Source organism: Rhodococcus sp. D-46 (assembly GCF_011290655.1).
Lineage (GTDB): Bacteria > Actinomycetota > Actinomycetes > Mycobacteriales > Mycobacteriaceae > Rhodococcus_F > Rhodococcus_F qingshengii.
Window position 1 is genome coordinate 276,057 of the sequence record NZ_JAANTF010000003.1, and the last position, 23,975, is coordinate 300,031.

The following is a 23,975-nucleotide window of genomic DNA, read 5'->3' on the forward strand; positions in this document are numbered from 1 at the left end:
GTGCAAAAGTTAGTTGCATCACTGTCATGTGTTCAATTTTCTACGTAGAAATTTGGGCATATGTTGCAAACCGGAGAGGGGGCTCGTACAGTTCGACCATGGTCGGAGAACTGCAGCATTTGGTGGACACTACCGGGCGCCGACTGGACCGTTCCGTTGCGATCGATGATGTACAGATTCGTCTGCTCGCGTACAACTCGCATGACAGTGCCGTCGATTCAGTCAGAATGAATTCCGTTCTACAGCGGAATGTTTCACGCGAGATCGTAGACTTCATCTACGCGAGTGGAGGCCGTGAAGCCCTCGATCTCTTCACTGTTCCCGTCAACGAAGAACTAGGGCTGACCCTTGGCCGGGTCGGGATGCCGATCCGGTACCGCAATGCGCTGCTGGGCTTCGTCTGGCTGTTGACTTCGGAGGGCGAAGTTGACGAGGATCAAGCCGAGGTCTTGAGGCGCACGGCTGATGCGGCAGCGATGATCCTCCACCGCGAACAGTTGCTGGACGAGTTGTCCCGAAGTCGGGAGCGGGAACTTACTCGAGACGTCCTGTCGGGCGAGCGGTCGCTGCGCGAGGACGCGGCAAACAGGTTGGCCGAGGAGGGCTTGTTGGCTGCGGGTCCAGCAGTCGTGGTCACTGTGTTGCTCCGTCCTGGCGACCAGTCGACATTGACCGAAAGAGATCGTCTGAGTGTTGCCGTCGGCGTCGATCAGCTTCGTCGGAGGCTCCCGCGGAACAGTGCAATCCAACTCGACCGCCCCGACCACAGTCTGTTGATCGTATCGGTGGCCGAACGCTCGACTCAAACCCATCTGGACTCGCTGATCGTGGCAGCCCGGGAGCGAGTCTTGTCTGAAAGTGGGCGCCAGAACATCGAATGTTGGGTCGGTATCGGTGAACCGCGAACCTCGGTTGCGGATGTGCGCGAATCCTACGAAGAGTCCAGACGTTCCGCAGATGTGGCCCAGGTCGTCAAGGTGCTCGGAAATGTTGTGCGTTATCGGGATCTCGGCGTCTACGGACTTCTGGCCGAACTGTCGGAGGATCGACTCGAGAACAGTATTCACTCAGGTTTGCAGTCCTTGCTCAGCCATGAGGACTCGAAAAGTGAGGCTCTTCTCGCGACGCTGGAGAGCTTTTTGGACAATGCCGGTGACGTAAAGCGAACGTCAGAGGCGCTCTGTGTGCATCGAGGGAGCTTGTACTATCGCTTGCGGCGAATTCAGGAGATAACACGAGCAGACTTGGCAAACGGCGACGACCGGTTGGCCTTGCATTTGAGCCTGAAAGTCGCGCGGCTGTTGGATCTCCGATGATCCCGATCCGAGAAGAGGGGACTGCGGAAGAATCCAGCGGCTCAACGTAGTTGGCGGCTTTCGATCGTCAAGCATGATGGTTCTGGGGTGGGAAAGGAAGCGCGTCGTACATCGGCCGGGGTGGGTTGGCTTGACCTGCTGAGACGTTCATACGTTTGAAAGGGCACCTTCTATTCTCCTGTCGGCAGATGCGGCGGAGTGCAACTTTTTCGGGCATTGAAAGTGCAGAATCGTCCAGATGGGTGTCGAGCTGCGTGAAGAACGCGCGTTTTTGCAAACCGAAATGACGACGAATTTGGTCTGAGTTCGGTCCCCCGGTACGCAGATGTTCGCGCGCGAACTGGACTATTTGTTGCCGACTGCAAATTGGGGATTTCGCGACCATCCCGTTGGCTCCCTTTACGGTTGGGTTGGATCAGATACCTGAGTCGGTGCGATTTTTGCGCACCCCTCACTGCAGGTCTGGTCTGATCTTTCCGAAATGGGAGTCGCGGAGATATATGCAGTTGTTCGAGATCGTTCCCCCGAAATTGAACAAACGCGCCAGACTGGATTGTGGCCATTGATGCTGCACGTCTAGCCATTTGCTTGCTGCTGAACTGGCTGGTCAGTACGACACGGTATCGGTGATGTTGCCGGCCTAACGCCAAACGGTGAAATGGTTCTGCCAGGAGAACGACACGTTTTTGCCGGCATTCGAGACGACGACTCCGCGTGGATCAACTTCTGGGGGAAGGGGAACCGACCACGTCATCTTTCCGTCGCGAGCCCGGATCGCGTGCATGCCGGTGTAGTCGCTGAAGACGAAGTGGTCGCCATCGGTTACCCCGCTGCGAACCCAGTACGCGTCTTGCCAGGGCGTTTGCCACAACTGTCGGCCACTCTCGATGTCGAGACCCGAGATTGTGCGAGTCTCGGGAGACGTGACCAGGATTGTTTTTCCTACCACTGCGGCGATGGCGCTTCCTGTCCCGGCCGTCGCGGTGTTGACGATTTGTGAACTGCGCCAGAGTTCGTCACCCGACTCCGGATCGTAGGCGCCGTCGCCGAGAAACATCGGCACCGCCGTCGAGGGCTTACTCGGGTAGGACGACGATGAGTACGAGGGAATCGGTATCGCACGAATCGTGGATCCGTCGGAAGCCAAGAGGTTTTGGGTTCCGGCATATCCCGACCGGCCGCCGACACTGGTGAGGAACAATCCGTTCCCGGTAGGGACAAGCGAATCGCCCTCGAATCGGAAACGCTCGGCGCCGGACTGCAGATCGTAGATTCGATAGCGGTACTGCGGGTCCCCGCCGTCGCCCTGTTCCATCGCAATGACAGTGTCGGTGTGAGGGACCGTGTAGACGGCTCCGAACTTCTCACTTGGTTCGAAGGTACGCACGAAGTTGGCAGTCAAATTGGTTGTGGTGCCGCTGGCAAGAATTCGTGTTCGAACCGTTCCGTCCATCCTTTCGCCGGACGTGTACACGGTGTCTCCGGCGATGGTGGCGCCATTGAGATCGAAGTCGGTTCCGAGGTCGGACATCAGAGTTCCGGTCGCGGTATCGACAAAGATCATCCGTCGATCGCCCCAGCACGCGATGATCGTGGATTCGTTCTGCTGACTGCACTGGCCGATGACTCCGCCGATTCGCGTTTTCCACAGCGGACTTCCGTCGTCGGGATTCACCCCGACGAGTGTGACGGCACCGACTCCCTGACTCGACGAAGACTCGTCGGTCTTGGGAAGCGGATAAGCAGTCGCGGCCACCAGCACGTCACCGACTTGGTACGTGTTGCCGTAGCCGTAGTAGCTATCGAGTGTGGAAGGCATCGACAGCAGCACGTCCCCGGGGTTGTCCGTGAGCGCTCGGACATCGAGTTCCCAGGCTTGTTGCGGAGGATCGGAGAGGTCTACGTCGACAACGCCTTGCTCGACGATCGGACCGCCTGTCTTCTGCTTCGGCCATGCCGCATCACTGGAGTCGGAGATTACCGATACGACGATGAACGCGATCGCCACGAGCAATGCCAGTCCGAGTGCGACCAGTTTCCAATGTTCCTTCAACCGAAGCTGCATCGAAAGACCGTAACCGATCGATCAAACTGATCGGTTCGTTTCGCGGACGGCCGGCACGATGTCGATCGCGAGATCGAGCCCACGTGCTCGGTGTGACGAAGTGTGGTGGCCTCGTACGCACGAGACCACCACACCGACTGCGTCAGACGTAAGGCGAGTACGCCGGAAGATCCAACTGACCGTTGCCGGACAGCCCGATCACGATCACCTCGGGTTCGGTGACGGCACGGGCGTGAGCGATAGCGCCGGCAACCGCGTGGGTTGATTCCGGAGCCGGGATGATTCCTTCGGCGCGGGCGAAAATCAGACCTGCCTGGAGTGCGTCGTCCTGATCGACGGCAATTGCATCCATGAGTCCGAGGTTGACCGCGTGCGAGACCATCGGCGACATGCCGTGGTAGCGGAGGCCACCGGCATGGATGGCCGGCGGTACGAAATCCTTACCCAGAGTGTGCATCTTGAGCAGCGGCGTCAGGCCGGCGACGTCACCGAAGTCGTAGCGGTACTCGCCCTGGGTGAGGGACGGGCATGCCGACGGCTCGCAGGCGACCAGACGAGTCTTGGTGCCTTCGCGAAGGTTTCGTCCCAGGAACGGGAAGGTGAGTCCGGCGAGGTTGGAACCGCCGCCGGCGCAACCGAACACGGTGTCGGGGACGGCGTCGCCGGCTTCTTCGAGCTGGACCATTGCTTCCTGACCGATCACGGTCTGGTGCAGCATGACGTGGTTCAGCACGCTACCGAGTGAGTAGTGCGTGTTCGGATCCTGCGCAGCGACCTCGACGGCCTCACTGATGGCCATACCGAGCGAGCCGGTGGTGTCGGGATGCGACTTCAACAGTGCGCGTCCGGCTTCCGTCAGGTCCGAAGGTGACGGGTGACAGATTCCGCCGTACGCCTCCATCTGGATGCGTCGGTACGGCTTCGAATCGAAGGACGAGCGAACCTGCCATACCTCGACGTCGAGTCCGAGCAGCGCGCCCGCGAACGACAGCGACGCACCCCACTGTCCCGCACCGGTTTCGGTGGTGAGCTTGGTGGTTCCCTCGATTGCGTTGTAGTAAGCCTGCGCGACAGCAGTATTCGGCTTGTGTGAACCGACCGGGCTCACGCCTTCGTACTTGTAGTAGATGCGGGCAGGTGTGCCGAGAGCGCGCTCGAGTCGATGCGCGCGGAACAGGGGAGAGGGCCTCCACATGCCGTAGATCTCGCGAACCGTCTCCGGGATCTCGATGTAGCGCTCGGTTGCGACTTCCTGCGCGATGAGGTTCATCGGGAACAGCGGCGCCAAGTCCTCGGGGCCGAGCGGCTCACGAGTGCCCGGATGCAGGTGCGGGGGAACAGGCTCGGGGAGGTCAGCCGCCAGGTTGTACCAGTGCGTCGGCACTTTCGACGGGATGGAGACGCCCAAAGGCTCGAGCGAACGGTTGAGTGGGGTGGTGGTCAACTAACTCTCCTTCGTGGATTCGGTACCTGATCTTGGCGGTCGTAGCGACGACGCGTACGGCATTTGCCGGATCGGGGATCCTGAGAGGAGCCTGCTGGACCACCCGATATCGGTCCGGGCAGCACGCAGTTGCGGCTGACCGTCAGCGGTCGGGCCACCAGAGGTGCGCAGTGAGCAGGGTCACGAGCCGATCGTACATCGGCACTCGCACCCTGCTCACGTCGGGCTCAGCGAAAAATCATGCACGTCGTGGTTCCATGCGCCACCAACTTGCCGTTTTTGTCGAGGACCTTGCCCTCTGCCGTCGCGGTACGCCCGCCCACGTGAATGACGCTGCCGTGGGCTGTCAGTTCGTCACCGTCGAGAGGCACCGTGCGGATGTAGTTGAGCTTGAGTTCGAGGGTCGTGTAGCCGACGCCGGCCGGAAGCATCGTGTGTACCGCGCAGCCCATGACCGAGTCGAGCAGCGTTGCGCAGATGCCGCCGTGCACAGTGCCGAGCGGGTTGCTGAAATCGGCGCGCGGGGTCAGGGCGAAGCTGACGGATCCCTCGTTGACCTCGCGCATCTCCATGCCGAGGAGGCGTCCGATGCTGGGTCGGTCGTTGACCTGGGTTCCCATCCAGCGGAGAAGTTCGAGGCCTGTCATCTGCGCCGGATCGACGGTCGCGGTTGTCTCGTCACTCATTGTTTCATCCCATCACTATGTAGGTCGTCATACATAACGTAGCGTATGAGTCGACAGGTGTACCGACGGCCGAAGGATCTGTGACATGGCAGAGCTGAGCTCACGTGATCGCATGATTCGCAGTGCGGTTGAACTGATCAGCCGCAACGGTGTCGACGCGACGTCCTTCAGCGACGTCATCAAGCACAGCGGCGCACCCCGTGGGTCGATCTACCACCACTTTCCTGGCGGTAAGACCGAGTTGATGGTCGAAGCCGTGCGCGCGGCCGGTGCGATCATCACCAGACGGATCAGCTCGGCTGCGGCTACCGGTTCCACGGCCGACGTGATCGAAGCGGTCGGAGACATCTGGCGACTCAATCTCACACGCTCGGACTTCGCGATCGGCTGCCCGGTGATTGCCGGCGGGTTGGCGCGTGCCAGTGAGCCAGAAGTCGCGGAAGTGTCGGCTGAGGTCATGCTGGGATGGCAGAAGTTGATCGAATCGCAACTCGAAACTGCGGGTTATCCTGCAGTGCAGGCAAAATCGATGGCAAACCTGACGATCACGTCGGTCGAAGGTGCGGTGGCGGTGTGCCAGACGACTCGAAGTATCGAGCCGCTCGAACAGGTCATCGCTTCACTGCAGGGGCTCTCTCGTTCTGAGGCTTGGTCCGGCTGAGCCTTCGGGGGTTGACTTCGGTCGTCAAGTATCCGTAACTTCATGTAACGGCTAATTGGGCAGGAGTAGGCGATGACACATTGGTTCGACCTCGAACCGGTCGGTGTCGATTTCTTCGACACGGCACCGCATATCTTCACGTACTCGATCGACCTCACCGCCGAACCGGATGACGTCTGGGCTGGTCTGACCGCGGACGAACCGCTGTCGTGGTGCCGGCTGCTCACCAAAGTGCACTACACCTCGCCGCGCCCCTACGGCGTCGGCACGCGCCGAATCGCGGAGGTGGGCGGTGGTGCGATGCAGATGCGCGAAAAGTTCATCACCTGGGACGACGAAACGCGTCGGCACTCGTTTTACGTCGAACAGTCCAATGTTCCGCTGTTCCAATCCTTCGCGGAGGACTACCGCGTCGATGAGCTCGCAGTGGGTTCGAGACTGCAGTGGAATTTTGCATTCTCGCCGCGTCCGAAGCTGTCGCTCGCGGTGCGTGGCGGGCTACCGGTCAACTCACTGATCTTCTCGAGCTTCGTGCGCGATACCAAGCGGCACTTCGGTTCTGCGCCACGCCATTGACTTTCTTCCCTTCATACGAGAGGCATCCATGACCACACTCGGAGAATCGTTGACTTTGCCCTGCGGGCAGATCCTGCGGAATCGGACCATGAAAGCTGCGCTCAGCGAGGCTCTGGGTGACCGCACTCATGGACCGTCCACTCGCTTGGAAACGCTGTACGGTCGTTGGGGCAGTGGCGGGTTCGGTTTGCTGATCACCGGCAATGTCATGGTCGATCGATCGCAGATCGCCGAACCGGGTAATGTCGTCGTCGACGACGATCGTGATGCCGAAGCACTGACTGCCTGGGCCAAGACCGCCAAGAACGGCGGCGCCGAGATCTGGATGCAGCTGAACCACCCAGGGCGGCAATCCAACCCGATTGCCAGCAGAGGTAGACCGGTCGCCCCGAGCGCGATCGCGCTGAAGATTCCGGGAATGGCGACGCCGCGAGAACTCTCGACCGCTGAGATCGACGAGATCATCGACAAGTTCGCGGAAACCGCTCGCGTCGCCGAGTCCTCCGGCTTCGGGGGCGTGCAGATACACGCAGCGCACGGTTATCTTGTTGCGCAGTTCCTTTCGCCCTTGTCCAATCAGCGGACGGACGAGTGGGGTGGAGATCCTGAGCGTCGACGACGCTTTCTGATCGAGATCGTTCGGCGCATACGCTCTGCCGTTGCTCCGGGATTCGCGGTCTCGGTCAAGCTCAACTCGGCTGATTTCCAACGAGGTGGATTCTCGGAAGACGAGTCGCGAGAAGTAGTGCGCGCGTTGACCGAAGAGTCGGTGGATCTCATCGAGATCAGCGGTGGCAGTTATGAATCGCCGGCCATGATGGGTAAAGCGCAGAAGCAGAGCACTCGCGATCGAGAGGCATATTTCCTCGAGTACGCCGAGACAGTCCGAGCGATTGCCGGCGACATTCCCTTGGCGGTCACCGGCGGCTTCCGCTCGCGATCGGCGATGGTCGAGGCACTGGCTTCCGGCGCGTGCGACGTGATCGGCCTCGGCCGGCCGACGATCACGATCCCCGACGCGGCAACCGTTCTCCTGGAATCGGATCGGGAACGATTGACCGTGCCGACTGTTGAGTTCGGAGCGCGGAAGTTGTTGGGGAAGGTTGCCGACATCTCGATGCTCGACGGTGCACTCGACCTGCAGTGGCATACCGATCAGCTGCACCGGATGGGCGACGGAAGCGAGCCGGATCCGGCTCGGCCGTGGTGGAAGACCCTCGGAACGATGGTGAGGCGAAACGGATTCGATGCGCTTCGCCCCACCAAACGAGCGGCTTGATCAGTTCGGTGCACCGATGTTGAGTTCATCGGGATGCGCGCCGACGCGGGTACCGTCGTCGAGCGTATCGATTTCGCTCAGGTCGAGATCGGTGAGTTCGAAGTCGAATACGTCGATGTTCTGAGCGATTCGAGCATCGTGTACGGATTTCGGGATGACGATCAGGCCGTTCTGAAGGTGCCAACGGATCAGGACCTGCGCGGCAGTCTTGCTGTGGCGGTCACCGATTCGAGTGATGATCGGGTCGGTGAGCAGGGTGTTGGGCTTGGACGCCTTACCCCAACCTGCGTTACTGGTACCGCCGAGTGGGCTCCACGATTCGACCTTGATCCCGTGCTCGGCGGCCTTGTCGCGAATGGCCTGCTGCGTGAGGTGCGGGTGCAGTTCCACCTGATCGACTGCGGGCAACAATCCACCGCGTTCGACGAGAAGCTGCAGATGATGCGGCTCGAAGTTGCACACCCCGATTGCCTTGGCGCGGCCCGATTCCGCGATCTTTTCGAGTGCGTCCCACGTGCGGAGGAGTCGGTCGTTGTCCTGCAGAGGCCAGTGGATGAGGTAGAGATCGACGTAGTCGACGCCGAGCTTGTCGATGCTGGTGTCGAAAGCCTTCAACGCCGGCTCGTAGCCCTGATCTGCATTCCACAGCTTCGTGGTGAGGAAGATGTCCTCTCGCGCGACGGACGAGTTGGCGATACCTCGTCCGACGCCCTCTTCGTTTCCATAGGCGGCAGCGGTGTCGATGTGCCGGTAGCCGGCCTCGTCGAGTGCGAACCGTACTGCATGCTCGGTTTCGTCGTTGGTGGCCTGCCAGACTCCGAGGCCGAGTTGCGGGATCGTGGTTCCGGAATTCAGCGTGACGTCAGGAATGCTCATGGATCAAGGCTAGCGATCTCGAGCTGTCCTTGCCTGGGTCAGAGCTGCCTGGGTCAGAGCTGCCTGGGTCAGAGAGTGGTAGCCGAGTACCCATGCGCCGCTGCAACACTGTCGGACAGGAGCAGGCCGTTGTGTGTGCTCAGACCTGACCCCAGGCCGGGAACTGTCGCGACCGCGTCCTTCCACCCCTTGTCGGCCAAGGCGACGACGTACGGAAGCGTCGCGTTGGTGAGTGCGTAGGTGGACGTACGGGGGACCGCTCCGGGCATGTTCGCAACGCCGTAGAAGACCGAACCGTGAACCTGGTACGTCGGATCGGCGTGCGTGGTCGCGTGTGAATCCTCGAAGCAGCCGCCCTGGTCGATGGCGATGTCGACCAGGACAGAACCCGGCTTCATACGCGCCACCAGGCTGTTGGAGACGAGAGTCGGCGCCTTCGCCCCGGGGACCAGCACTGCGCCGATGACCAGGTCGGCGTCGAGTACTGCCTGTTCGAGTTCGAGGCTGTTGGACGTGATGGTCTTGACCTGGCCGTGGTACAGCTCGTCGATTTCCCGCAGGCGCGCGATCGACAGGTCGAGAACGGTGACGTCGGCTTGCATGCCGTAGGCCACGGCGATGGCGTTCTTGCCGGAGACTCCCGCACCGATCACCACGACCTTGGCGGGGCGCACTCCGGGGACGCCGCCCATCAGAACTCCGCGTCCGCCGCCGTGACGCATCAAGTGATAGGCGCCCGCCTGCGGTGCCAGGCGTCCGGCTACTTCACTCATCGGGGCGAGGAGGGGCAGTGAACCGTCGGAACCGACAACTGTTTCGTAGGCGATGGAGGTGGTCTTCGACGTCAGGAGCGCGTCGGTGCATTCCTTCGACGCCGCCAGGTGCAGGTAGGTGAAGAGAACCTGATCCTTACGAAGTCGCGAATACTCCTCTGCAATAGGTTCTTTGACCTTCAGGAGTAGATCTGCGTCCGTCCAGACCTGATCGGCAGATCCGAGGATCTGCGCGCCCGCGGCCTTGAAATCCTCGTCACTGAACGAGGAGCCGACGCCTGCACCCGTTTCGATGACGACTTCGTGTCCTCGGCCGACCAGTTCGTGGACGCCTGCTGGGCTGATGGCCACGCGGTACTCGTGGTTTTTGATCTCGCGGGGGATTCCGACCTTCATGACACGGCTCCGAACTGAGTCTGTTGTTTCTTCGAATGGCAGGTGCCAAGCATGAAGTTTCGTCGCCAGATAGTGAAGAGAAGTGAAGATAATTCTCTACGCTGTATGTATGGTGCGTGAAAGTTCAAAAATCGGTATTCAGACGGCTGCCTCGCCGAAGCATGTTCGGGCAGCAATGAAGTTGGACGAGATCGACCGGGTTCTGCTCGAAGAGCTGGCGAAGGATGCGAGGATTCCGAACAATGCGCTGGCCGCGATCGCGGGAATTGCGCCGTCGACATGCCTCGGACGTGTGCGCGCCTTGGTGGACAACGGCGTGATCAGGGGATTCCATGCGGACATCGACCCCGCCGCTCTCGGAATGGATCTGCAGGCGATGATCGCAGTTCGACTGCAGGCCAACGCACGGTCGCACCTCAGCCGGCTCGGCGACGATTTCGCCAAGCTGGACTCGGTGCTCAACGTGTACTTCGTGGCCGGTGTCGACGACTACATGCTGCACGTCGCAACGACGGATTCGGCGCAGTTGCGTGACTTCGTCGTCAACAATCTCTCGGCGCATCCGGCGGTTGCTGCGACCGAGACGATTCTGATCTTCGAACATGTCAGGCCGCGAGGCGGTACTGCCTGATTCGTTCTCACCTGATGGCGGGTCGACGCCCGGACCAGGCGTTCTCGAGGAGTTCGCTCAGGCCTGCCGGGGTGATCTCACGCGGGTTCGGATAAGCGGCGGCGTTCGCGAGTTCGACTGCACGGCCGATCTGATCGTGACTCATTCCCACCTCTCTCAGGGAGGTCGGTCCGCCGCACGAGGTGACGAGGTCGAAAACGCCGGTGGCGGCGTCGGATACACCCAAGGCAGTCGCTATTCGAGACATCACATCCGGGACAGCAGGCGCGTTGAATGCCATCGCGTGTGGGAGGACAACGGCGTGGGTGGGAGCGTGCGGCAAACCGAAGCTGCCACCGAGGGTGTGGCACAACTTGTGATGAAGTCCCATACCGACTGTGCCCAAGCAGGTTCCGGCCAACCAGGCCGATTGCAGCAGATCTGCCCGGCCTTCCACATTTCTCGGATCGCCGACGATGATCGGCAATGCCCGGGCGATTCCGGAGAGTGCCTCGATTGCCATCAAGTCCGTGATCGGGTTGGACTCGGTGGAGTACAACGCTTCAACCGCATGCGCCATCGCGTTGACGGCACTGGTGACCGTGGTGTCCAGCGGCAGATCGAGAGTGAGGTCGACATCGTATACGACGGTTTCGGGTCTGATGTGGGGAGAGGAGCGAGTTGTCTTGCGTCCGTTCTCTGTTTCACCCAACACCGGAGTGACTTCTGATCCCGCGTACGTTGTCGGAACGACGATCTGATCGAACCCCGCTCGTAGTGCCAGTGCCTTGGACAACCCGGTTGCCGAACCGCCGCCGATCGCCACGACCGTGTCGACGTGATGGTTCTCGGCAAGTCTCAGCGCGGCTGTCGTGACTTCGATCGGAGTATGCATCACAGCGCCGTCGAAGCGGACCACCGCCATGTCGCCGAGAGATTCGGTCACGGCGGCGGCAACCGCGTCGAGTCGACGACTTGCCAGCACCATCACTCGGCTACGGCCGAGCCGCCGCACTTCTTCGGCGATCGTATCGATCATCCCTTGGCCGAAGACGATTCGAGCCGGTGAAGCGTCGTACGAGAAGGGCTTCATGTCATCCCTGCGAAACGGTGGCGTGCATTTCCCAGACGATGACCTCTGCCCCGGTATCGGAGCTGAGCTGCTGACCTCCGCCGCCGGACACGCGTACCGCGTCACCTTGTTCGAGCACTCCGACGCCTTCCATGGCGGCCTGACCGCCGGCGACAAAAACGTGCAGGAACGGTGCGTCGGGCAGGGTCACGGGCTGTCCGGGTTGCAGACGCGCAACGTGCATCGCGGCGTACTTGTTCTTGATCCGGATTGCCGAGTGATCGGCGTACGCGTCCATGCCCGACGCGACGGGAACCAGTCCACCGGCAAGCAATTCGGCGTCGATCTCCAACTGCTCGTATCCGGGCGTGATTCCGGCCTCGTCGGGGACGACCCACATCTGGATGAAGTGAACCGGGTCGCTGTGCTTGTCGGAATGCGCACCCGCCACGTCACCGAGTCGCCACGAATCGTTCTTCTCCGAATGCAGGATTCCCGTTCCAGCGCTCATCCGCTGGGCGAGACCGGGGTAGATGACGCCCGAATGCCCCATCGAATCCTGATGTACGAGAGAACCTCTCAGTACCCAGGTGACGATCTCCATGTCCTGGTGCGGGTGGGTGTCGAATCCCATTCCGGGCGTGACGATGTCGTCGTTGTTGACCAGGAGAAGACCGTGGTGAGTGTTCTTCGGGTCGTAGTGATTGCTGAACGAGAACGAGTGCTTCGAGTCCAGCCAGCCGGCATTGGACTTGAAACGATCCCCGGATCGACGGATATCGAGGTTCGGCTGAGACAGAGTGGAGGTCATGGTGTGCCTTCCGAATGGTATGGGGGAGAGCAAGTTTTCAGAGGACGTGATTGCCGTACATCTCACCGAGTGGGTCTGCGATCAGTTCGAGTCGAGCGCCGTCGGGATCGCGGAAGTACAGCGAAACCTCACTGTGCTCGATCAGTTCGACGCCGGCCTCGGTCAGTCTGGTACGTAGCTTCGCCCACTTGGCAGGTTCGACGCTGATCGCGATGTGGTGGAGGCCGCCGAGTACTTCTTGGTACGGGCCCACGTCGAGTCCCGGGAAATCGAAGAAGGCCAGGAGGTTCCCGTTGCCGATGTCGAAGAAGAAGTGCGAAGACCCGGGATAGTCGCGGTTCTCGATCAGCTCGGTGAGAGGGAAGCCGAGGAGATCTTGATAGAACTTCACGGTTCGTTCGACGTCGCTGCTGATCAGGGCCGTATGGTGCAGGCCGCGTGCGGTCGATGCGGGTCGTTTGTCGGCGGGGAGCAGATGTCGATCCCTGATCTCGGCCCGGCGTTCCTCGAACTGCACTGCGTTGTTGTCGCTCATAGCGCCCGCCTCTCGGTTGAACCTTCTCTTCGAACAGGTAGTTGACTGATCAACTACATTGAGAATAGATCATTTGATTTCGTTGTCAACTACTTCGGATATGCTGGTGTCATGGAATCGACGCGGTGGTTGAGCGACTCGGAGCAAACGGCCTGGCGGGCTTACCTGGACTCGACCCGACTGCTCCAGCGTGTTCTCGATCAGCAGTTGGTGCGAGACTCCGACATTTCGTTCACGGACTTCGAACTGTTGGTTGCTCTATCCGAAGCGCCTGGGCGGCAACTGCGCATGAGTGAGCTCGCCGATGCTGTGATGGCGACCCGAAGTGGTGTGACCAGGGCCGTCAATCGGCTGGTCGGTGCCGGGTGGGTGCGCCGGGTCGAGTGTGTCGACGACAAGAGGGGCGCTAATGCGGAGCTGACCGACTCGGGTGCCGAGAAATTGGCGTCGGCAAGCCCGGCGCACGTGGCCGCTGTACGGGAGAGCATGTTCGACCTGCTGAGCCCGCGAGATGTCGAGCGGCTGGGTGTGGTCTTCGGTGAGATGCGTCGGCACCTTCTCGAGGCCCAAGTAAGTAATTGACAGAGCAACGGCCCATGTCACGTAGTTGGTGAGGGCTGCGAACGGACTGCCATCATTGTCTGGTGACCCGTATTCGTATGTTCGCAACCGACCTCGACGGCACCCTGCTGCGCTCCGACCGAACGATTTCGGCGCGCACCGCGCAGGCCATGGAGAACGCGCGGCTCGCGGGGATCGAAGTTGTGTGGGCGACGGCCCGGGCCAGGCATTCGGTACACACGTTGGCGAGCTCATGCGGATTTCGCGGTAAAGCTGTGTGTGCCAACGGAGCTGTCATTCTCGACCTGGCGGACGGGACTCCGGAGATCGTCGACACCGTTTCGATCGAAACATCTTTGGCTGCAACAGCTATGGAGCAGGTTCGTGCTCTGATTCCTGGCGTCGTGTTCGCGAACGTCGGACCCACGCAGTTCTTTGCCGAGCCGGAGTATGCCGCTCTGTGCGAGTTCGCGGACCATCACCGGCACCTGCACGAGATGGTGCTCGCCGATACGCTGCCGCTGGACGTGGAGCCGATGGTCAAGATCGTGGCCCGGCATGCCGAGGTTCCCAGCGCCGACCTGTACCGAACTGCGGTCGCTGCGGGCATCGAGGGTGTGGAGTTGACCCACTCCGGCGCCCCGTACATGGAAATGGCTGCAGCGGGCGTCTCGAAGGCCAGCGCTCTCGCGCAGTTGTGCGCGATCGACGGCATCGACGCGTCAGAAGTGGCCGCAGCCGGTGACGCCTTCAACGACGTTGCGATGCTGACCTGGGCCGGAACAGCTCTGGCGCCGGCCAACGCCAGAACCGAGGTCATCGAGCTCGCCGACCGAATTTTGCCCACGAACGACGAGGACGGCGTGGCGAGCTACCTCGAAGAGTTGGTTGCGGGGCGCTAGTTCAGCTGCTGACGGCCTTGGGTCCGGTGCCGATACCGACTCCGCAGTCCGTCATGAATTCGGAGAAGACACGGTCGAAGCGATCCGGGTAGTCAAGGTGCGGGAAATGTCCGGCGCGCTTGAAGATCTCCACCCGCCCCAGCGGTAGTTCGGCGCGAGCGTTCTCGGTGTGGGCGTTGGGGATGATGGTGTCTTCCTCACCCCATACCAGTAGTGCCTGCAGATTCTTGAAGTTGGCGAAATGCGGAGTGGCATTGACGGTTTGACCGTTGTAATTGATGACCGATCGTGCCGTCGCCAGAAATGCCTGACGCGTCGACGCGTCCGATACCGAAGCAAAGCTCTTACGGGCCTCACTCGCGCTGGCACCGAGCTTGAACAGGCCGATCTTGTTGAAAAGTCCGAGCGCTTTGTCTGTCACGTCGGTCAGCGTCCGGGACGCGAGGACGGGAAGTACCAGTTCGCTGCCGGGCAGAGTTGCTGCGCGCAGGAGTGGGCTCACCTCGGGGCCGAGTCCGCCGCTGGCTACCAGGCACAGCCGCTCCACACGCTCGGGGAAGAGATACAGCGTCTGCATCGCGATCCCACCACCGAGGGAGTGGCCGACGAGGGTGGCCGACGGAATGTCGAGGGCCTCGAGGAGGTCACGCACAGTGGCGGCGTGAGCGCTGAGTGAGTAGTCGCCGGCAGGCTTGTCCGACGCACCGTGTCCGAAGAGGTCAGGAGCGATGACACGGTAGTGGCGCGAGAGTGTCTCGATCTGCGGCTCCCAATTGGAGTGCGCGCCCAGTAGGCCGTGAATGAGCACCACAACGGGGCCACTGCCTTGGTCGACGTATTTGAGCTGGTCGCCGTGCAATACAACCGTCTGCAATTGGTCGGTTGCCATGATTGAACCTTTCGGAGCCGCCAGTGTCTGTGGCTGCTCGCGTGTTGTCGGACCGCACCCGCCCCGACGCGGATCCACGGGTATTTGTGACCGGGAGTAACCCCAGTTCCCTCAGTATGCCCACCGAGGGGCCCGATGTCGTCGCCATCGGGCGTGTTGTGACGAACCGTGAGCCGTCGGCTGAGGGGAGACGTACAACTCACCGCCGCGTGTCGGCGCCGCTGATCAGGCGAAATCGACCAGTTTGCCGAAAGTGAGGTTGATGTCCCACGGTGTGACGCCCCACGTCTCGATCGCTGATACCGCGAAGATTCCGGCAGCCTCGATGGTGTCCTGTGAGGCTGGTGCCGAAACGGAAACGCCGGTTTGTCCGCTCGGAACCTCCGGCCAGACGCCGGTTCCGGCGGGCGCGGGGGTGGCCTCCATGACCGCGTTGGCCAGTCCCGATTCGTCGACGGTCGTGAAGAGGCAGTTCGGCTCGTGCGGAGAATCCCACCCGCCGAGTTCCGCGAGCCAGAATTCGCCACGTCCAGCAGCGGAGATCGCGATCGACGCGAGTACCGATTCGAGATCTTCCCAAGCGTCGGACGTCGGGGCCGACGCCTCGGTGAGCTTGAACGGTGCGGCAAGTGCAGTGCTGTCAGGGGAAGCGAAGCGCGGCTGCACAGTGAGGGCCTGGGTCTGGGTATCCAGAAACGCAATTTCTCGGAACTTGTTGTCCGGCAGGGTCGTACGGGCTACGAGACCGCGTCCCAACAGTGCGCCGAGCGCCGCGGGATCGTCGACGCTCCACAAGCGGGTCTCGTCCTCGGACCAGGTGCGGATCTTTCCGCCGACGACGGGACTGATCAGCACGGGCTCGAGGTTCGTAGTGCCTGTTGACTCGCTCACCGCTGGCTCCCCACCGCACGTCGTACCGCCGGACCGGTTCCGGACGACGAGATAAGTATGCCGCCTCGCTGCTGTGCGCCTTTATTAACCGCCGGGGGTTAATAAAGGCGCACAGCAAGTGGTCACATATGCGTGCCGCCGTCGATGCGGATTTCCGTTCCGGTGACAAACGAGCCGTCTTCGGAAGCGAGCATCGCGATCACGCCGGCGACGGCGGACGGGGGCGCGAAACCCTCACCGATTGCCGGGGCCAGCTTGCCGAGCAGCGTGAAGTCGATGTCGGCCGGGAAGCCGGGATCGGAGGTCATGCCCGAAGCGATGCTGCCGGGTGCGACGGCCACGGCGCGAAGGCCCTGCTTGCTGTACTCGAGTGCAAGTGCGTGCGTGAAGGATTGGATTCCACCCTTCGACGCCGCATATGCCGTCATGTACGGGTGGGCGAAGGTCGCCGATGTGGAACTGAAGTTGACCACGACGCCTGCTCCGCTTTCGAGCAGTGCCGGCAGGGACTCCCTCGTCATGAGGAATGTTCCGGTGAGGTTGACCCCGATGACGGTGTTCCAGAAATCGAGTGTCATCTCGTGGGTGTGCGCGGAGCGCAGAATGCCCGCCGCATTGACCAGCACGTCGAGCCCGCCCAGAGCCTTGATCGCAGCGCCGACCTGTTCGCGAACAGACTCTTCGCTGGAGATGTCGACCTTCACCGTGGTCAGGCGATCGGAGTGTCCTGCGTCCTTCGCGGTGTTCAGCGTCTGTTCGAGGCCGGTCTCGGAAATGTCGGCGGCGACGACGGTGCCACCTTCTGCCAGGATGCGGGCAACGGTGGCCTGGCCGATTCCGGATCCTGCGCCGCTGATGAGGACGCGCTTGTCGTCGAATCGATTCACGAGAAAACTCCGGTCTGTGGGATGGACAGCTGTCTGGTGACCGATTCTGCGCTACCGGAGGGTGCGAGACAGCGGAATGTTCCGCTCAGTGGGTGACTGCTACTTGCAACTGGCTTACGCAGGCGCAGCTGGTCGAATACATTCAGACCGGTCGCAATAGGTCGGCCCATTGAACGCGAGAATCGGGGAAAAAAGTGTCGCTTCCGCAGTTGACTTTGGACGAGGCTCTTCTGCTCGAATTGCTTTCTTCAAACGGAGATACCCTTGGTAACGGCAAGCTCAGGCAGAAGGCAAGTTTCGGCAAAGAGCGGTATCGAACTGCTGCAAATTCTTTGGTGGCCAAGAACCTGGTCCGTAAAGCAGGCGGCCGGGGTGGAAGCGTGGTTCGGGAATCTTCTACGAGAGACCAGGACGACGACGAGTCAGTTACGACGCTGACGGTGCCGTTCAGGGTCCGGGAATTAAACCTCTACGCACCGATGGTCGATGTGCTGCGGGAGCTTCCACTCCGCAAATCCGGCGTGGCGCCACTGACGGTCGACGACGTCGCTAATCAAGGTAAGCGAAGCACCGGTGGTACGTGGTCACGCTCAGATCTTGTGACAATCTCGGTACGTAGATTCGACTACGTACCTGGAATCTTTCTGGAGGCCACAACCGTTGAGGTGAAGCCTTTCGATCAAGTCAATGTCACAGCGGTGTACGAAGCGCTTGCGCATCGTCGGGCCTCGACGCACGCTGTTGTCGCGTTCCATATCCCTACGTATCTCACGGATGCACTCAAGAGACCGCTTCGAGAAGTTCGCACAGTTGCCAGTTCTCACGGAATTGGGGTCGTCACCTTCGCGGATCCTGGGGATAAAGCGACTTGGCGAGTGCGTGAAGAAGCTGAACGGTTCGAACCGGATCCGGTGAGACTTAACAAGCTGATAGAAAAGCAGCTTTCGGCCAGCTCACGGGAACGGATAGCAATCGAACTGAGGCGGAACATGCAGTTTCAGGAAATCTCACCATCAGGACTGTCAATACCCGAGAACGGGTTAGTCGCTCCTGCAGAGAGCTGAAGTCTGGTTCAGACCGAACGAGACGGTGCTTGTTCGCTCGCAATCCCGAGCGAACAAGCACCGACGTCTCCTAGAGGCCCGCTGCCTGCGCGAGGCTCGGCAGGTAGGTGCTCGGCTGACCGAAAAGCTGAGCGCTGCCGTGTGCGCGCTTGAAGTACAGCTGAGCGTCGTGCTCCCAGGTGATTGCGATTCCGCCGTGCAACTGAACCGCTTCGGAGGTGATCTGCTGCAAGGCTTCCGAGCAGTAGACCTTCGCCACTGCCGCGTCGTCCGCCGACTGCGTCGCCACGGCGGCGTACGTCATCGACCGCGCCGTCTCGACCAACGTGTACATGTCGGCCATCCGATGCTTGAGGGCCTGGAAAGAACCGATCGCGCGACCGAACTGCTTGCGCGACTTGGTGTATTCCACAGTCTGTTCGACGATCGCTGCGGCCGCTCCCACCTGTTCAGCAGACAAGGCGATCAGAACGACGGTTCGGATCCGATCGACCAGATCTTCGGACCACTCCAGTGGCCGACCACGAACACCGGAGAACGTGACCTCCGCCAGCGTTCGCGTCGGATCCATGGTGGGGACGCGTCGGCGGGAGACGCCTTCGGCCGCTGGATCCACTTCGTAGAACCCGTCGGCCGTGAGAACGAGCAGGGTGTCTGCGACGTGTCCGTCGAGGACGTACGACGCCGTGCCGGTCAACGCGTCTTCGGTTGCCTCGACGCCGAAGGTGCTCCAACCCGCGGCACCTGCCCAGCACAGGGCCAGCGTGCTCTCGCCGGACGCGACACCGGGCAGCAGTCGTGAGCATGCGTCGTCGTCACCGGAAAGCAGCAGTGCCTGTGCGGCAAGAATCGCCGAACCCAGCATCGGTGACGGGGTCAGCGTGCGGCCCAATTCCTCCTGGACCACGTGTACTTCGCCCAAACCTGCTCCGACGCCGTCGAACTCCTCCGGAATCGCCAACGCGGCGACGCCGATCTGCTCGCACAGCTTGCTCCACAAAGCGGCGTCGTAGCCGATCTCTGTGGTGATGGCGGCGCGGACGGCAGCGGAGTCGGAATGCTTGCTCAGGAGATCGCGTACCGATGCGCGCAATGCTGCCTGGTCTTCGGTGTCGATGCTCATGATGCAACCAGCGCTTCGACGACGCGTGCGCGATGCTCGGACGGTGTGCCCCACGCGGTGAGCAGCGCCCGTACCTTGGTGAGCCACAAGGAGAGATCGTGTTCCATCGTGTAGCCGATGGCGCCGTGAACCTGGAGTCCGACGCGAGCGGCCTTGTACGCAGCATCCCCGCACGCGACCTTGGCCGCAGAGATGTCACGCGAGGCGTCGGCCGACTGATCGCGAACCGACAGTGCGGCGCCGTGCAGCAGGGGGCGAGCCATCTCGAGGGAGACGGCAACCTCGGCCAGGTGGTGCTTCATGGCCTGGAACTGTCCGATGACCTTGCCGAACTGCTTGCGCTGCTTCGCGTATTCGGTGGTGACCTCGAGCAGTGTCTGTCCCAGGCCCTGCAACTGCGCGGCAGTGGCAAGAGCGCCCATGTCGAAGGCGGCCGAGAAGTCGGCGGAGCCCAGTGATTCGCCGGCGGAAACCTCGTAGAGCTTGCGGGAGAGATCCACTGATGCCTTGGCTTCGCCAGGGACGCCGAGTGATACGGCACCGTCCTGCGCTAGCAGAACCAGATCCACCGCATCGGCGTCGAGCGCGAACGGTGTGCGCGGGGGAGCTGCGACGGTTGCCAGCGAACCCTCGGCGAGAGCAGAGAGACGTTCCGGTGCAACGGAAGCCAGGAGCGTCGGCGCCACGGCGATCGTTTCGACGACCGGTCCGGGTACTGCGTGCCGACCGAGCTGTTCGAGCGCAACGACCAGGTCGACGGCGTCGGCGCCGAGTCCGTCGTGCTCTTCGGAGATGACGAGACCGTTGACGCCGGTCTCGGCGAGGCGCTGCCAGAGCTTCTTGCCCGGCTCGGTGTCACCGTCGTTCCACGAACGGATGACGGCGGGCATGTCGGACTTGGTCAGCAGCGCATCGATGCTTGCAGCGAAGTCCTGGTGGGAGGAGTCGAGCGCGAATCTCATCGGTCCGCCTTCGGTAGGCCGAGCAGACGCTCAGCGATGACGTTTTTCTGAATCTCGTTGGTGCCTGCGTAGATCGGGCCGGACAGGGAGAACAGGTATCCGTCCATCCAGTTGTCGGCCAACTCGGCTTCAGGGCCCTGAAGTTCGAGAGCAGTCTCGTGGGTGGCGATATCCCACTCGGACCAGAAGACCTTGTTGATCGAGGACTCGGCGCCGAGCTGTCCACCGTCGGCCAGACGGGTGACGGTGCCGAATGTGTTGAGTTGGTAAGCGCGAGCGCCGATCCAGGCGTCGGCGACCTGGTTGCGCAAAGCGCTGTCGTCGGTGCGTCCGCTGGACTTGTACAGCTCGAGCAGGCGGTCGACGGTGGCGAGAAAGCGGCCGGGGCTGCGCAGCGAGAGACCACGCTCGTTGCTCGCGGTGCTCATCGCGACCCGCCAACCTTCGTTGACGTTTCCGATCACACCCGACTCACCTGGGTTGGCCGGGTCGTCCGGAACGAAGACGTCTTCGAGGAAGATCTCGGCGAAGCCGGGCTCACCGTCGAGCTGATCGATCGGGCGAACGGTGACACCCTTCGACCGGAGGTCGAACATGAAATACGTGATGCCCTTGTGGCGCTGCGCATCCGGATCGGAGCGGAACAAGCCGAAGCCCCAGTCGGCGTAACTCGCGCGTGAGCTCCACGTCTTCTGACCGTTGAGCAGCCAGCCGCCGTCGACCTTCTTCGCACTCGAACGCAGGCTTGCGAGGTCGGAACCGGACTCGGGCTCGGACCAGGCCTGGGCCCAGATGTCGTCGGCACGAGCCATGCGCGGCATGATGCGAGCCAACTGCTCGGCATTTGCATGCTCGAACAGTGTGGGAGCCAACAAGAAGATGCCGTTCTGGCTGACGCGGCCGGGCGCGCCCGAGCGGTAGTACTCCTCCTCGAAGATGACCCACTCGAGCAGGGACGCATCGCGTCCACCGAGTTCCTTGGGCCAGGAGACGACGGCGTAGCCGGCGTCGGCGAGAGTGTGCTCCCACTGACGGTGCTCTTCGAAGCCTTCGGCGGTATCCATCGACTTCAGGGGAGTCGCGGGCACATTCGCTTCCAGGAACGAGCGAATCTCGTCACGGAATGCGGTTGTGGCGTCGTCGAATACGAGATCCACTAGTTTGTTCCTTCCTGCGGTGCGCGAGCACTGGCAGCCATAGCTTTGGCGTCGAGACCACCAAGCGAGTCTTTGCCGACTTCGGCGTTGTGAGCGTGAGCGAAGTGATGCAGACCGAAGACGGAGTCGATGCCGTTGCGCATCCCCATCTGATCCTCGCACTGATTGACGGCCTTCTTGGTCAAAGCCAGTCCGAAGCGCGGCATCTCGGCGATACGTCCGGCGAGCTCGAACGTCTCCTTCTCGAGATGCTTGCGGGCGACGACGCGGTTCACCATGCCGATTTCGTATGCACGTTGCGCGGTGAACCGATCGCCGGTGAAGAGCATTTCCTTGGCGAATCGTGAACCGACCATCCACGGGTGCGCGAAGTATTCGACGCCGGGGATGCCCATGCGGACAACGGGATCGGAGAAAAAGGCGTCGTCGGCCGCGACGATCATGTCGCAGACCCAGGCGAGCATGAGCCCGCCGGCAATGCAGGCGCCTTGCACCATCGCGATGGTGGGCTTGGGGATCTCCCGCCAACGGCGGCACATGCCCAGGTAGACCTCCATCTCGCGGGCGAAACGCTGGTCACCGCCTGGCTTGTCGACGTGATCCCACCACATGGTGGCCTTGTTCTCGTACTCGACGTGATGGTCGCGTCCCGGAGTTCCCAGGTCGTGACCGGCACTGAAGTGAGGTCCGTTGCCTGCCAGGACGATCACCTTCACCTCGTCGTCTTCGACGGCGCGCTGGAATGCCGCGTCGAGGGCGTACGTGACCACCGAGTTCTGGGCGTTGCGGTAGTCGGGTCGATTCAAGGTCACGACGGCGACCGAGTCACGAACCTCGTAGGTCACGACGTCGGCTTCGAAGGGAACGGTCATGATTGTTCCTCGCGCAGAACCGTTTTGAGGACCTTGCCCGAAGGGTTACGGGGCAGGTGATCGACGAAGCGCACCTCGCGGGGCACCTTGAAGCCTGCGATCTTCTCCTTGAGGAAGGCGATTACCGACTCTTCGGTGAGGCCGGCACCGTCGAGTTGGGCGATGTAGACGCGGCCCACCTCTCCCATCCGGTGATCGGGGATGCCGATGGCAGCAGACTCGTGGACGCCGGGCAGGCGAGCCAACATGCCCTCGATCTCGGCGGGGTAGACGTTGAATCCGCCGCTGACGTACATGTCTTTCAGACGGTCGGTGATGTCGAGATATCCGCGCTCGTCGAGGGTTCCGACGTCTCCGGTGTGCAGCCAGCCGTCGGCGTCGATTGCCTTGGCGGTGGATTCGGGGTCGTCGAGGTATCCGAGCATGACGTTCGGTCCACGAAGCAGGATCTCACCCTGGTCGCCGATCTTGACCTCGAAATCGGCTGTCGCGCGGCCGGAACTGGTGGAGACGGTGACCGGGTCGTCGTCGGTGCGGCACATGGTCGCAACCACTGCCTCGGTCAAACCGTATGCCGTGAGGACGGCGTCGAAAAGCTCTGCTTGCATGCGCTCGACGAGAGCAACCGGCACGGGTGCTGCGCCCGTGATCGCGATGCGGAGCGAGGACAGGTCGTATTCGCTGCGGCGGGGATGATCGAGGATGGTCTGGTAGATCGTCGGGGCGCCGGGCAGGATGCTGATCTTCTCGCTGCTGACCAATGCGAGGGTGTCGTCGATGTTGAAGACGGACACCGGCACGATCGTCGCACCGTTCAACAGGCAGACCAGGATTCCGGCCTTGTACCCGAAGGTGTGGAAGAACGGGCTGATGATGAGGAAGTTGTCGTCGGCGGTGACCTCGGCGCATTCACCCCACGACTTGGCGACAGCGATGGACTGACGATGCGCGGTGATCGCGCCCTTGCTGCGCCCCGTGGTGCCGGAGGTGAAGAGGATGTCGCTGACGTCGTCTGGCTGCACCTTCGCAGCACGCGCGTCGGCTTCGGTGCGGGCGGCGTCGGTGGCGAGCGCGAGGAAGTCCTCGAACTCGATGACGCCGTCACGGTCGTCGTCCCCGTCGATCGGTACCTGGATGACGGTGGGGATCCTCAGGTCCGGATTGGCGTCGAGCAACTGCTGGTACCGATCGGCCTTGAGGAACGTGCCGACGACCACCAGGGCAGCTGCGTCGACGCGCTCGATGATGCCGAGTGCTTCGGTGCCGGTGTAGCGCGTGTTGATCGGGATGATGGCTGCGCCGGCGTACTGAGCGCCGAGCAGGGCGATCACCCAGTGGTACGTGTTGGGCGCCCAGATGACGACGCGGTCGCCTGCCTTTACCCCACGGTTGATCAGTGCGCCGGCGAAATCGCGGACGCGCTGATGCAGCTGTGCGAAGGTCAGTCGGGTGTCGCCATCGGCGATAGCCGCGCGCTCACCGAACTCCTCGGCGGCCCGGATGAGGGCTGATGGGATGGTTCTCGGTTGTTCGGTCACTGGACTCCTACCTGACACGCTACCTAGCA

Annotated in this window: 24 protein-coding genes; 8 read left to right on the plus strand and 16 right to left on the minus strand. The window is 61.8% G+C overall.

All coding sequences use genetic code 11. From position 1 onward, the window contains the following. The first annotated feature begins 98 nt into the window (after positions 1-98). Positions 99-1,316 carry a helix-turn-helix domain-containing protein gene (locus G9U53_RS09310; protein WP_041814672.1) on the plus strand — a complete coding sequence of 406 codons (1,218 nt, stop codon included), beginning with the start codon at positions 99-101 and terminating at the stop codon, positions 1,314-1,316. A 640-nt stretch (positions 1,317-1,956) separates the two neighbouring features. Here the strand turns inward: G9U53_RS09310 and G9U53_RS09315 are convergent. The 3 genes from G9U53_RS09315 to G9U53_RS09325 all read right to left on the minus strand — a co-directional run bounded on the left by G9U53_RS09315 (position 1,957) and on the right by G9U53_RS09325 (position 5,511). After that, positions 1,957-3,381 carry a PQQ-binding-like beta-propeller repeat protein gene (locus tag G9U53_RS09315; protein ID WP_083056068.1) on the minus strand — a complete coding sequence of 475 codons (1,425 nt, stop codon included), beginning with the start codon at positions 3,379-3,381 and terminating at the stop codon, positions 1,957-1,959. A 142-nt stretch (positions 3,382-3,523) separates the two neighbouring features. Beyond that, positions 3,524-4,825: a TrpB-like pyridoxal phosphate-dependent enzyme gene (locus G9U53_RS09320; RefSeq protein ID WP_003945451.1), complete on the minus strand. Its 1,302-nt coding sequence runs from the start codon at positions 4,823-4,825 to the stop codon at positions 3,524-3,526. Positions 4,826-5,052: 227 nt separating this feature from the next. Continuing rightward, positions 5,053-5,511 (minus strand): PaaI family thioesterase, encoded by a 459-nt coding sequence (locus tag G9U53_RS09325; RefSeq protein WP_003945940.1) that lies wholly within the window; start codon positions 5,509-5,511, stop codon positions 5,053-5,055. Positions 5,512-5,596: 85 nt separating this feature from the next. Between G9U53_RS09325 and G9U53_RS09330 the strand changes: the two genes are divergently transcribed. The 3 genes from G9U53_RS09330 to G9U53_RS09340 all read left to right on the plus strand — a co-directional run bounded on the left by G9U53_RS09330 (position 5,597) and on the right by G9U53_RS09340 (position 8,027). Beyond that, entirely contained in the window at positions 5,597-6,172 is a 576-nt protein-coding gene (locus G9U53_RS09330; RefSeq protein ID WP_003945856.1) for a TetR/AcrR family transcriptional regulator, read from the plus strand. Positions 6,173-6,244: 72 nt separating this feature from the next. Continuing rightward, complete coding sequence (locus G9U53_RS09335; protein ID WP_042920475.1) at positions 6,245-6,748, plus strand: SRPBCC family protein; 504 nt, start codon at positions 6,245-6,247, stop codon at positions 6,746-6,748. Positions 6,749-6,776: 28 nt separating this feature from the next. Next, positions 6,777-8,027 carry an NADH:flavin oxidoreductase/NADH oxidase family protein gene (locus G9U53_RS09340; protein WP_007734160.1) on the plus strand — a complete coding sequence of 417 codons (1,251 nt, stop codon included), beginning with the start codon at positions 6,777-6,779 and terminating at the stop codon, positions 8,025-8,027. Here the strand turns inward: G9U53_RS09340 and G9U53_RS09345 are convergent, their stop codons facing one another. Together G9U53_RS09345 and ald are read right to left on the minus strand one after the other, a co-directional pair. Further along, positions 8,028-8,903, minus strand: a complete 876-nt coding sequence (locus G9U53_RS09345; protein WP_165638611.1) for an aldo/keto reductase — start codon at positions 8,901-8,903, stop codon at positions 8,028-8,030. It lies immediately after the preceding gene. A 68-nt stretch (positions 8,904-8,971) separates the two neighbouring features. After that, on the minus strand, positions 8,972-10,072 hold the full coding sequence (ald, locus tag G9U53_RS09350; RefSeq protein WP_063315017.1) for an alanine dehydrogenase: 1,101 nt from the start codon (positions 10,070-10,072) through the stop codon (positions 8,972-8,974). Positions 10,073-10,181: 109 nt separating this feature from the next. Between ald and G9U53_RS09355 the strand changes: the two genes are divergently transcribed. Continuing rightward, positions 10,182-10,703, plus strand: coding sequence for an Lrp/AsnC family transcriptional regulator (locus G9U53_RS09355; RefSeq protein ID WP_058227650.1), 522 nt, complete (start codon positions 10,182-10,184; stop codon positions 10,701-10,703). 7 nt (positions 10,704-10,710) lie between these two features. Here the strand turns inward: G9U53_RS09355 and G9U53_RS09360 are convergent, their stop codons facing one another. Genes G9U53_RS09360 through G9U53_RS09370 form a run of 3 tightly spaced genes read right to left on the minus strand, consistent with a single transcriptional unit; the run spans position 10,711 to position 13,100 of the window. Further along, the gene (locus G9U53_RS09360) at positions 10,711-11,775 is read right to left on the minus strand and encodes a maleylacetate reductase (protein ID WP_042449442.1); all 1,065 of its coding nucleotides are present in this window, start codon (positions 11,773-11,775) and stop codon (positions 10,711-10,713) included. Position 11,776: 1 nt separating this feature from the next. Next, the gene (locus tag G9U53_RS09365) at positions 11,777-12,565 is read right to left on the minus strand and encodes a pirin-like bicupin family protein (protein ID WP_165638612.1); all 789 of its coding nucleotides are present in this window, start codon (positions 12,563-12,565) and stop codon (positions 11,777-11,779) included. A gap of 37 nt (positions 12,566-12,602) precedes the next feature. Next, positions 12,603-13,100 (minus strand): VOC family protein, encoded by a 498-nt coding sequence (locus tag G9U53_RS09370; protein WP_007734170.1) that lies wholly within the window; start codon positions 13,098-13,100, stop codon positions 12,603-12,605. A gap of 111 nt (positions 13,101-13,211) precedes the next feature. On the opposite strand from G9U53_RS09370, the gene G9U53_RS09375 reads away from it, so the two are divergent. Beyond that, positions 13,212-13,682, plus strand: a complete 471-nt coding sequence (locus tag G9U53_RS09375) for a MarR family transcriptional regulator (protein ID WP_064075163.1) — start codon at positions 13,212-13,214, stop codon at positions 13,680-13,682. Positions 13,683-13,744: 62 nt separating this feature from the next. Next, positions 13,745-14,563, plus strand: coding sequence for a Cof-type HAD-IIB family hydrolase (locus G9U53_RS09380; RefSeq protein WP_031332850.1), 819 nt, complete (start codon positions 13,745-13,747; stop codon positions 14,561-14,563). 1 nt (position 14,564) lies between these two features. On the opposite strand, the gene G9U53_RS09385 is transcribed toward G9U53_RS09380, so the two are convergent. The 3 genes from G9U53_RS09385 to G9U53_RS09395 form a co-directional block, all read right to left on the minus strand. Further along, a complete protein-coding gene (locus G9U53_RS09385; RefSeq protein ID WP_007734173.1) occupies positions 14,565-15,452 on the minus strand; it encodes an alpha/beta fold hydrolase in 888 nt (295 codons plus the stop codon). 225 nt (positions 15,453-15,677) lie between these two features. Continuing rightward, positions 15,678-16,343, minus strand: a complete 666-nt coding sequence (locus tag G9U53_RS09390) for a hypothetical protein (RefSeq protein WP_083059361.1) — start codon at positions 16,341-16,343, stop codon at positions 15,678-15,680. Positions 16,344-16,465: 122 nt separating this feature from the next. Then, entirely contained in the window at positions 16,466-17,230 is a 765-nt protein-coding gene (locus G9U53_RS09395) for an SDR family NAD(P)-dependent oxidoreductase (RefSeq protein ID WP_042449451.1), read from the minus strand. A gap of 194 nt (positions 17,231-17,424) precedes the next feature. On the opposite strand from G9U53_RS09395, the gene G9U53_RS09400 reads away from it, so the two are divergent. Next, complete coding sequence (locus G9U53_RS09400; protein ID WP_003945836.1) at positions 17,425-18,294, plus strand: hypothetical protein; 870 nt, start codon at positions 17,425-17,427, stop codon at positions 18,292-18,294. A 70-nt stretch (positions 18,295-18,364) separates the two neighbouring features. Here the strand turns inward: G9U53_RS09400 and G9U53_RS09405 are convergent, their stop codons facing one another. Genes G9U53_RS09405 through G9U53_RS09425 form a run of 5 tightly spaced genes read right to left on the minus strand, consistent with a single transcriptional unit; the run spans position 18,365 to position 23,946 of the window. Next, on the minus strand, positions 18,365-19,417 hold the full coding sequence (locus G9U53_RS09405) for an acyl-CoA dehydrogenase family protein (protein WP_021332412.1): 1,053 nt from the start codon (positions 19,415-19,417) through the stop codon (positions 18,365-18,367). Beyond that, the gene (locus G9U53_RS09410) at positions 19,414-20,379 is read right to left on the minus strand and encodes an acyl-CoA dehydrogenase family protein (protein ID WP_007734178.1); all 966 of its coding nucleotides are present in this window, start codon (positions 20,377-20,379) and stop codon (positions 19,414-19,416) included. Before G9U53_RS09410 ends, G9U53_RS09405 begins: the two co-directional genes overlap by 4 nt. Further along, positions 20,376-21,536: an acyl-CoA dehydrogenase family protein gene (locus G9U53_RS09415; protein ID WP_063315013.1), complete on the minus strand. Its 1,161-nt coding sequence runs from the start codon at positions 21,534-21,536 to the stop codon at positions 20,376-20,378. The genes G9U53_RS09410 and G9U53_RS09415 overlap by 4 nt, the downstream gene beginning before the upstream one ends. Continuing rightward, a complete protein-coding gene (locus G9U53_RS09420) occupies positions 21,536-22,408 on the minus strand; it encodes an enoyl-CoA hydratase (protein WP_007734183.1) in 873 nt (290 codons plus the stop codon). Before G9U53_RS09420 ends, G9U53_RS09415 begins: the two co-directional genes overlap by 1 nt. Beyond that, positions 22,405-23,946: a FadD3 family acyl-CoA ligase gene (locus G9U53_RS09425; protein WP_165638613.1), complete on the minus strand. Its 1,542-nt coding sequence runs from the start codon at positions 23,944-23,946 to the stop codon at positions 22,405-22,407. Before G9U53_RS09425 ends, G9U53_RS09420 begins: the two co-directional genes overlap by 4 nt. Positions 23,947-23,975 lie beyond the last annotated feature (29 nt).

Excerpts from the sequence above, each read along its gene's own strand:
- G9U53_RS09375 (WP_064075163.1), top strand. The coding sequence starts at position 13,212 with ATGGAATCGACGCGGTGGTTGAGCGACTCGGAGCAAACGGCCTGGCGG.
- ald (WP_063315017.1), bottom strand. The coding sequence starts at position 10,072 with ATGAAGGTCGGAATCCCCCGCGAGATCAAAAACCACGAGTACCGCGTG.
- G9U53_RS09365 (WP_165638612.1), bottom strand. The coding sequence starts at position 12,565 with ATGACCTCCACTCTGTCTCAGCCGAACCTCGATATCCGTCGATCCGGG.
- G9U53_RS09345 (WP_165638611.1), bottom strand. The coding sequence starts at position 8,903 with ATGAGCATTCCTGACGTCACGCTGAATTCCGGAACCACGATCCCGCAA.
- G9U53_RS09405 (WP_021332412.1), bottom strand. The coding sequence starts at position 19,417 with ATGAGCATCGACACCGAAGACCAGGCAGCATTGCGCGCATCGGTACGC.
- G9U53_RS09330 (WP_003945856.1), top strand. The coding sequence starts at position 5,597 with ATGGCAGAGCTGAGCTCACGTGATCGCATGATTCGCAGTGCGGTTGAA.
- G9U53_RS09335 (WP_042920475.1), top strand. The coding sequence starts at position 6,245 with ATGACACATTGGTTCGACCTCGAACCGGTCGGTGTCGATTTCTTCGAC.
- G9U53_RS09410 (WP_007734178.1), bottom strand. The coding sequence starts at position 20,379 with ATGAGATTCGCGCTCGACTCCTCCCACCAGGACTTCGCTGCAAGCATC.
- G9U53_RS09420 (WP_007734183.1), bottom strand. The coding sequence starts at position 22,408 with ATGACCGTTCCCTTCGAAGCCGACGTCGTGACCTACGAGGTTCGTGAC.
- G9U53_RS09310 (WP_041814672.1), top strand. The coding sequence starts at position 99 with ATGGTCGGAGAACTGCAGCATTTGGTGGACACTACCGGGCGCCGACTG.
- G9U53_RS09340 (WP_007734160.1), top strand. The coding sequence starts at position 6,777 with ATGACCACACTCGGAGAATCGTTGACTTTGCCCTGCGGGCAGATCCTG.
- G9U53_RS09385 (WP_007734173.1), bottom strand. The coding sequence starts at position 15,452 with ATGGCAACCGACCAATTGCAGACGGTTGTATTGCACGGCGACCAGCTC.
- G9U53_RS09315 (WP_083056068.1), bottom strand. The coding sequence starts at position 3,381 with ATGCAGCTTCGGTTGAAGGAACATTGGAAACTGGTCGCACTCGGACTG.
- G9U53_RS09370 (WP_007734170.1), bottom strand. The coding sequence starts at position 13,100 with ATGAGCGACAACAACGCAGTGCAGTTCGAGGAACGCCGGGCCGAGATC.
- G9U53_RS09360 (WP_042449442.1), bottom strand. The coding sequence starts at position 11,775 with ATGAAGCCCTTCTCGTACGACGCTTCACCGGCTCGAATCGTCTTCGGC.
- G9U53_RS09355 (WP_058227650.1), top strand. The coding sequence starts at position 10,182 with ATGGTGCGTGAAAGTTCAAAAATCGGTATTCAGACGGCTGCCTCGCCG.
- G9U53_RS09325 (WP_003945940.1), bottom strand. The coding sequence starts at position 5,511 with ATGAGTGACGAGACAACCGCGACCGTCGATCCGGCGCAGATGACAGGC.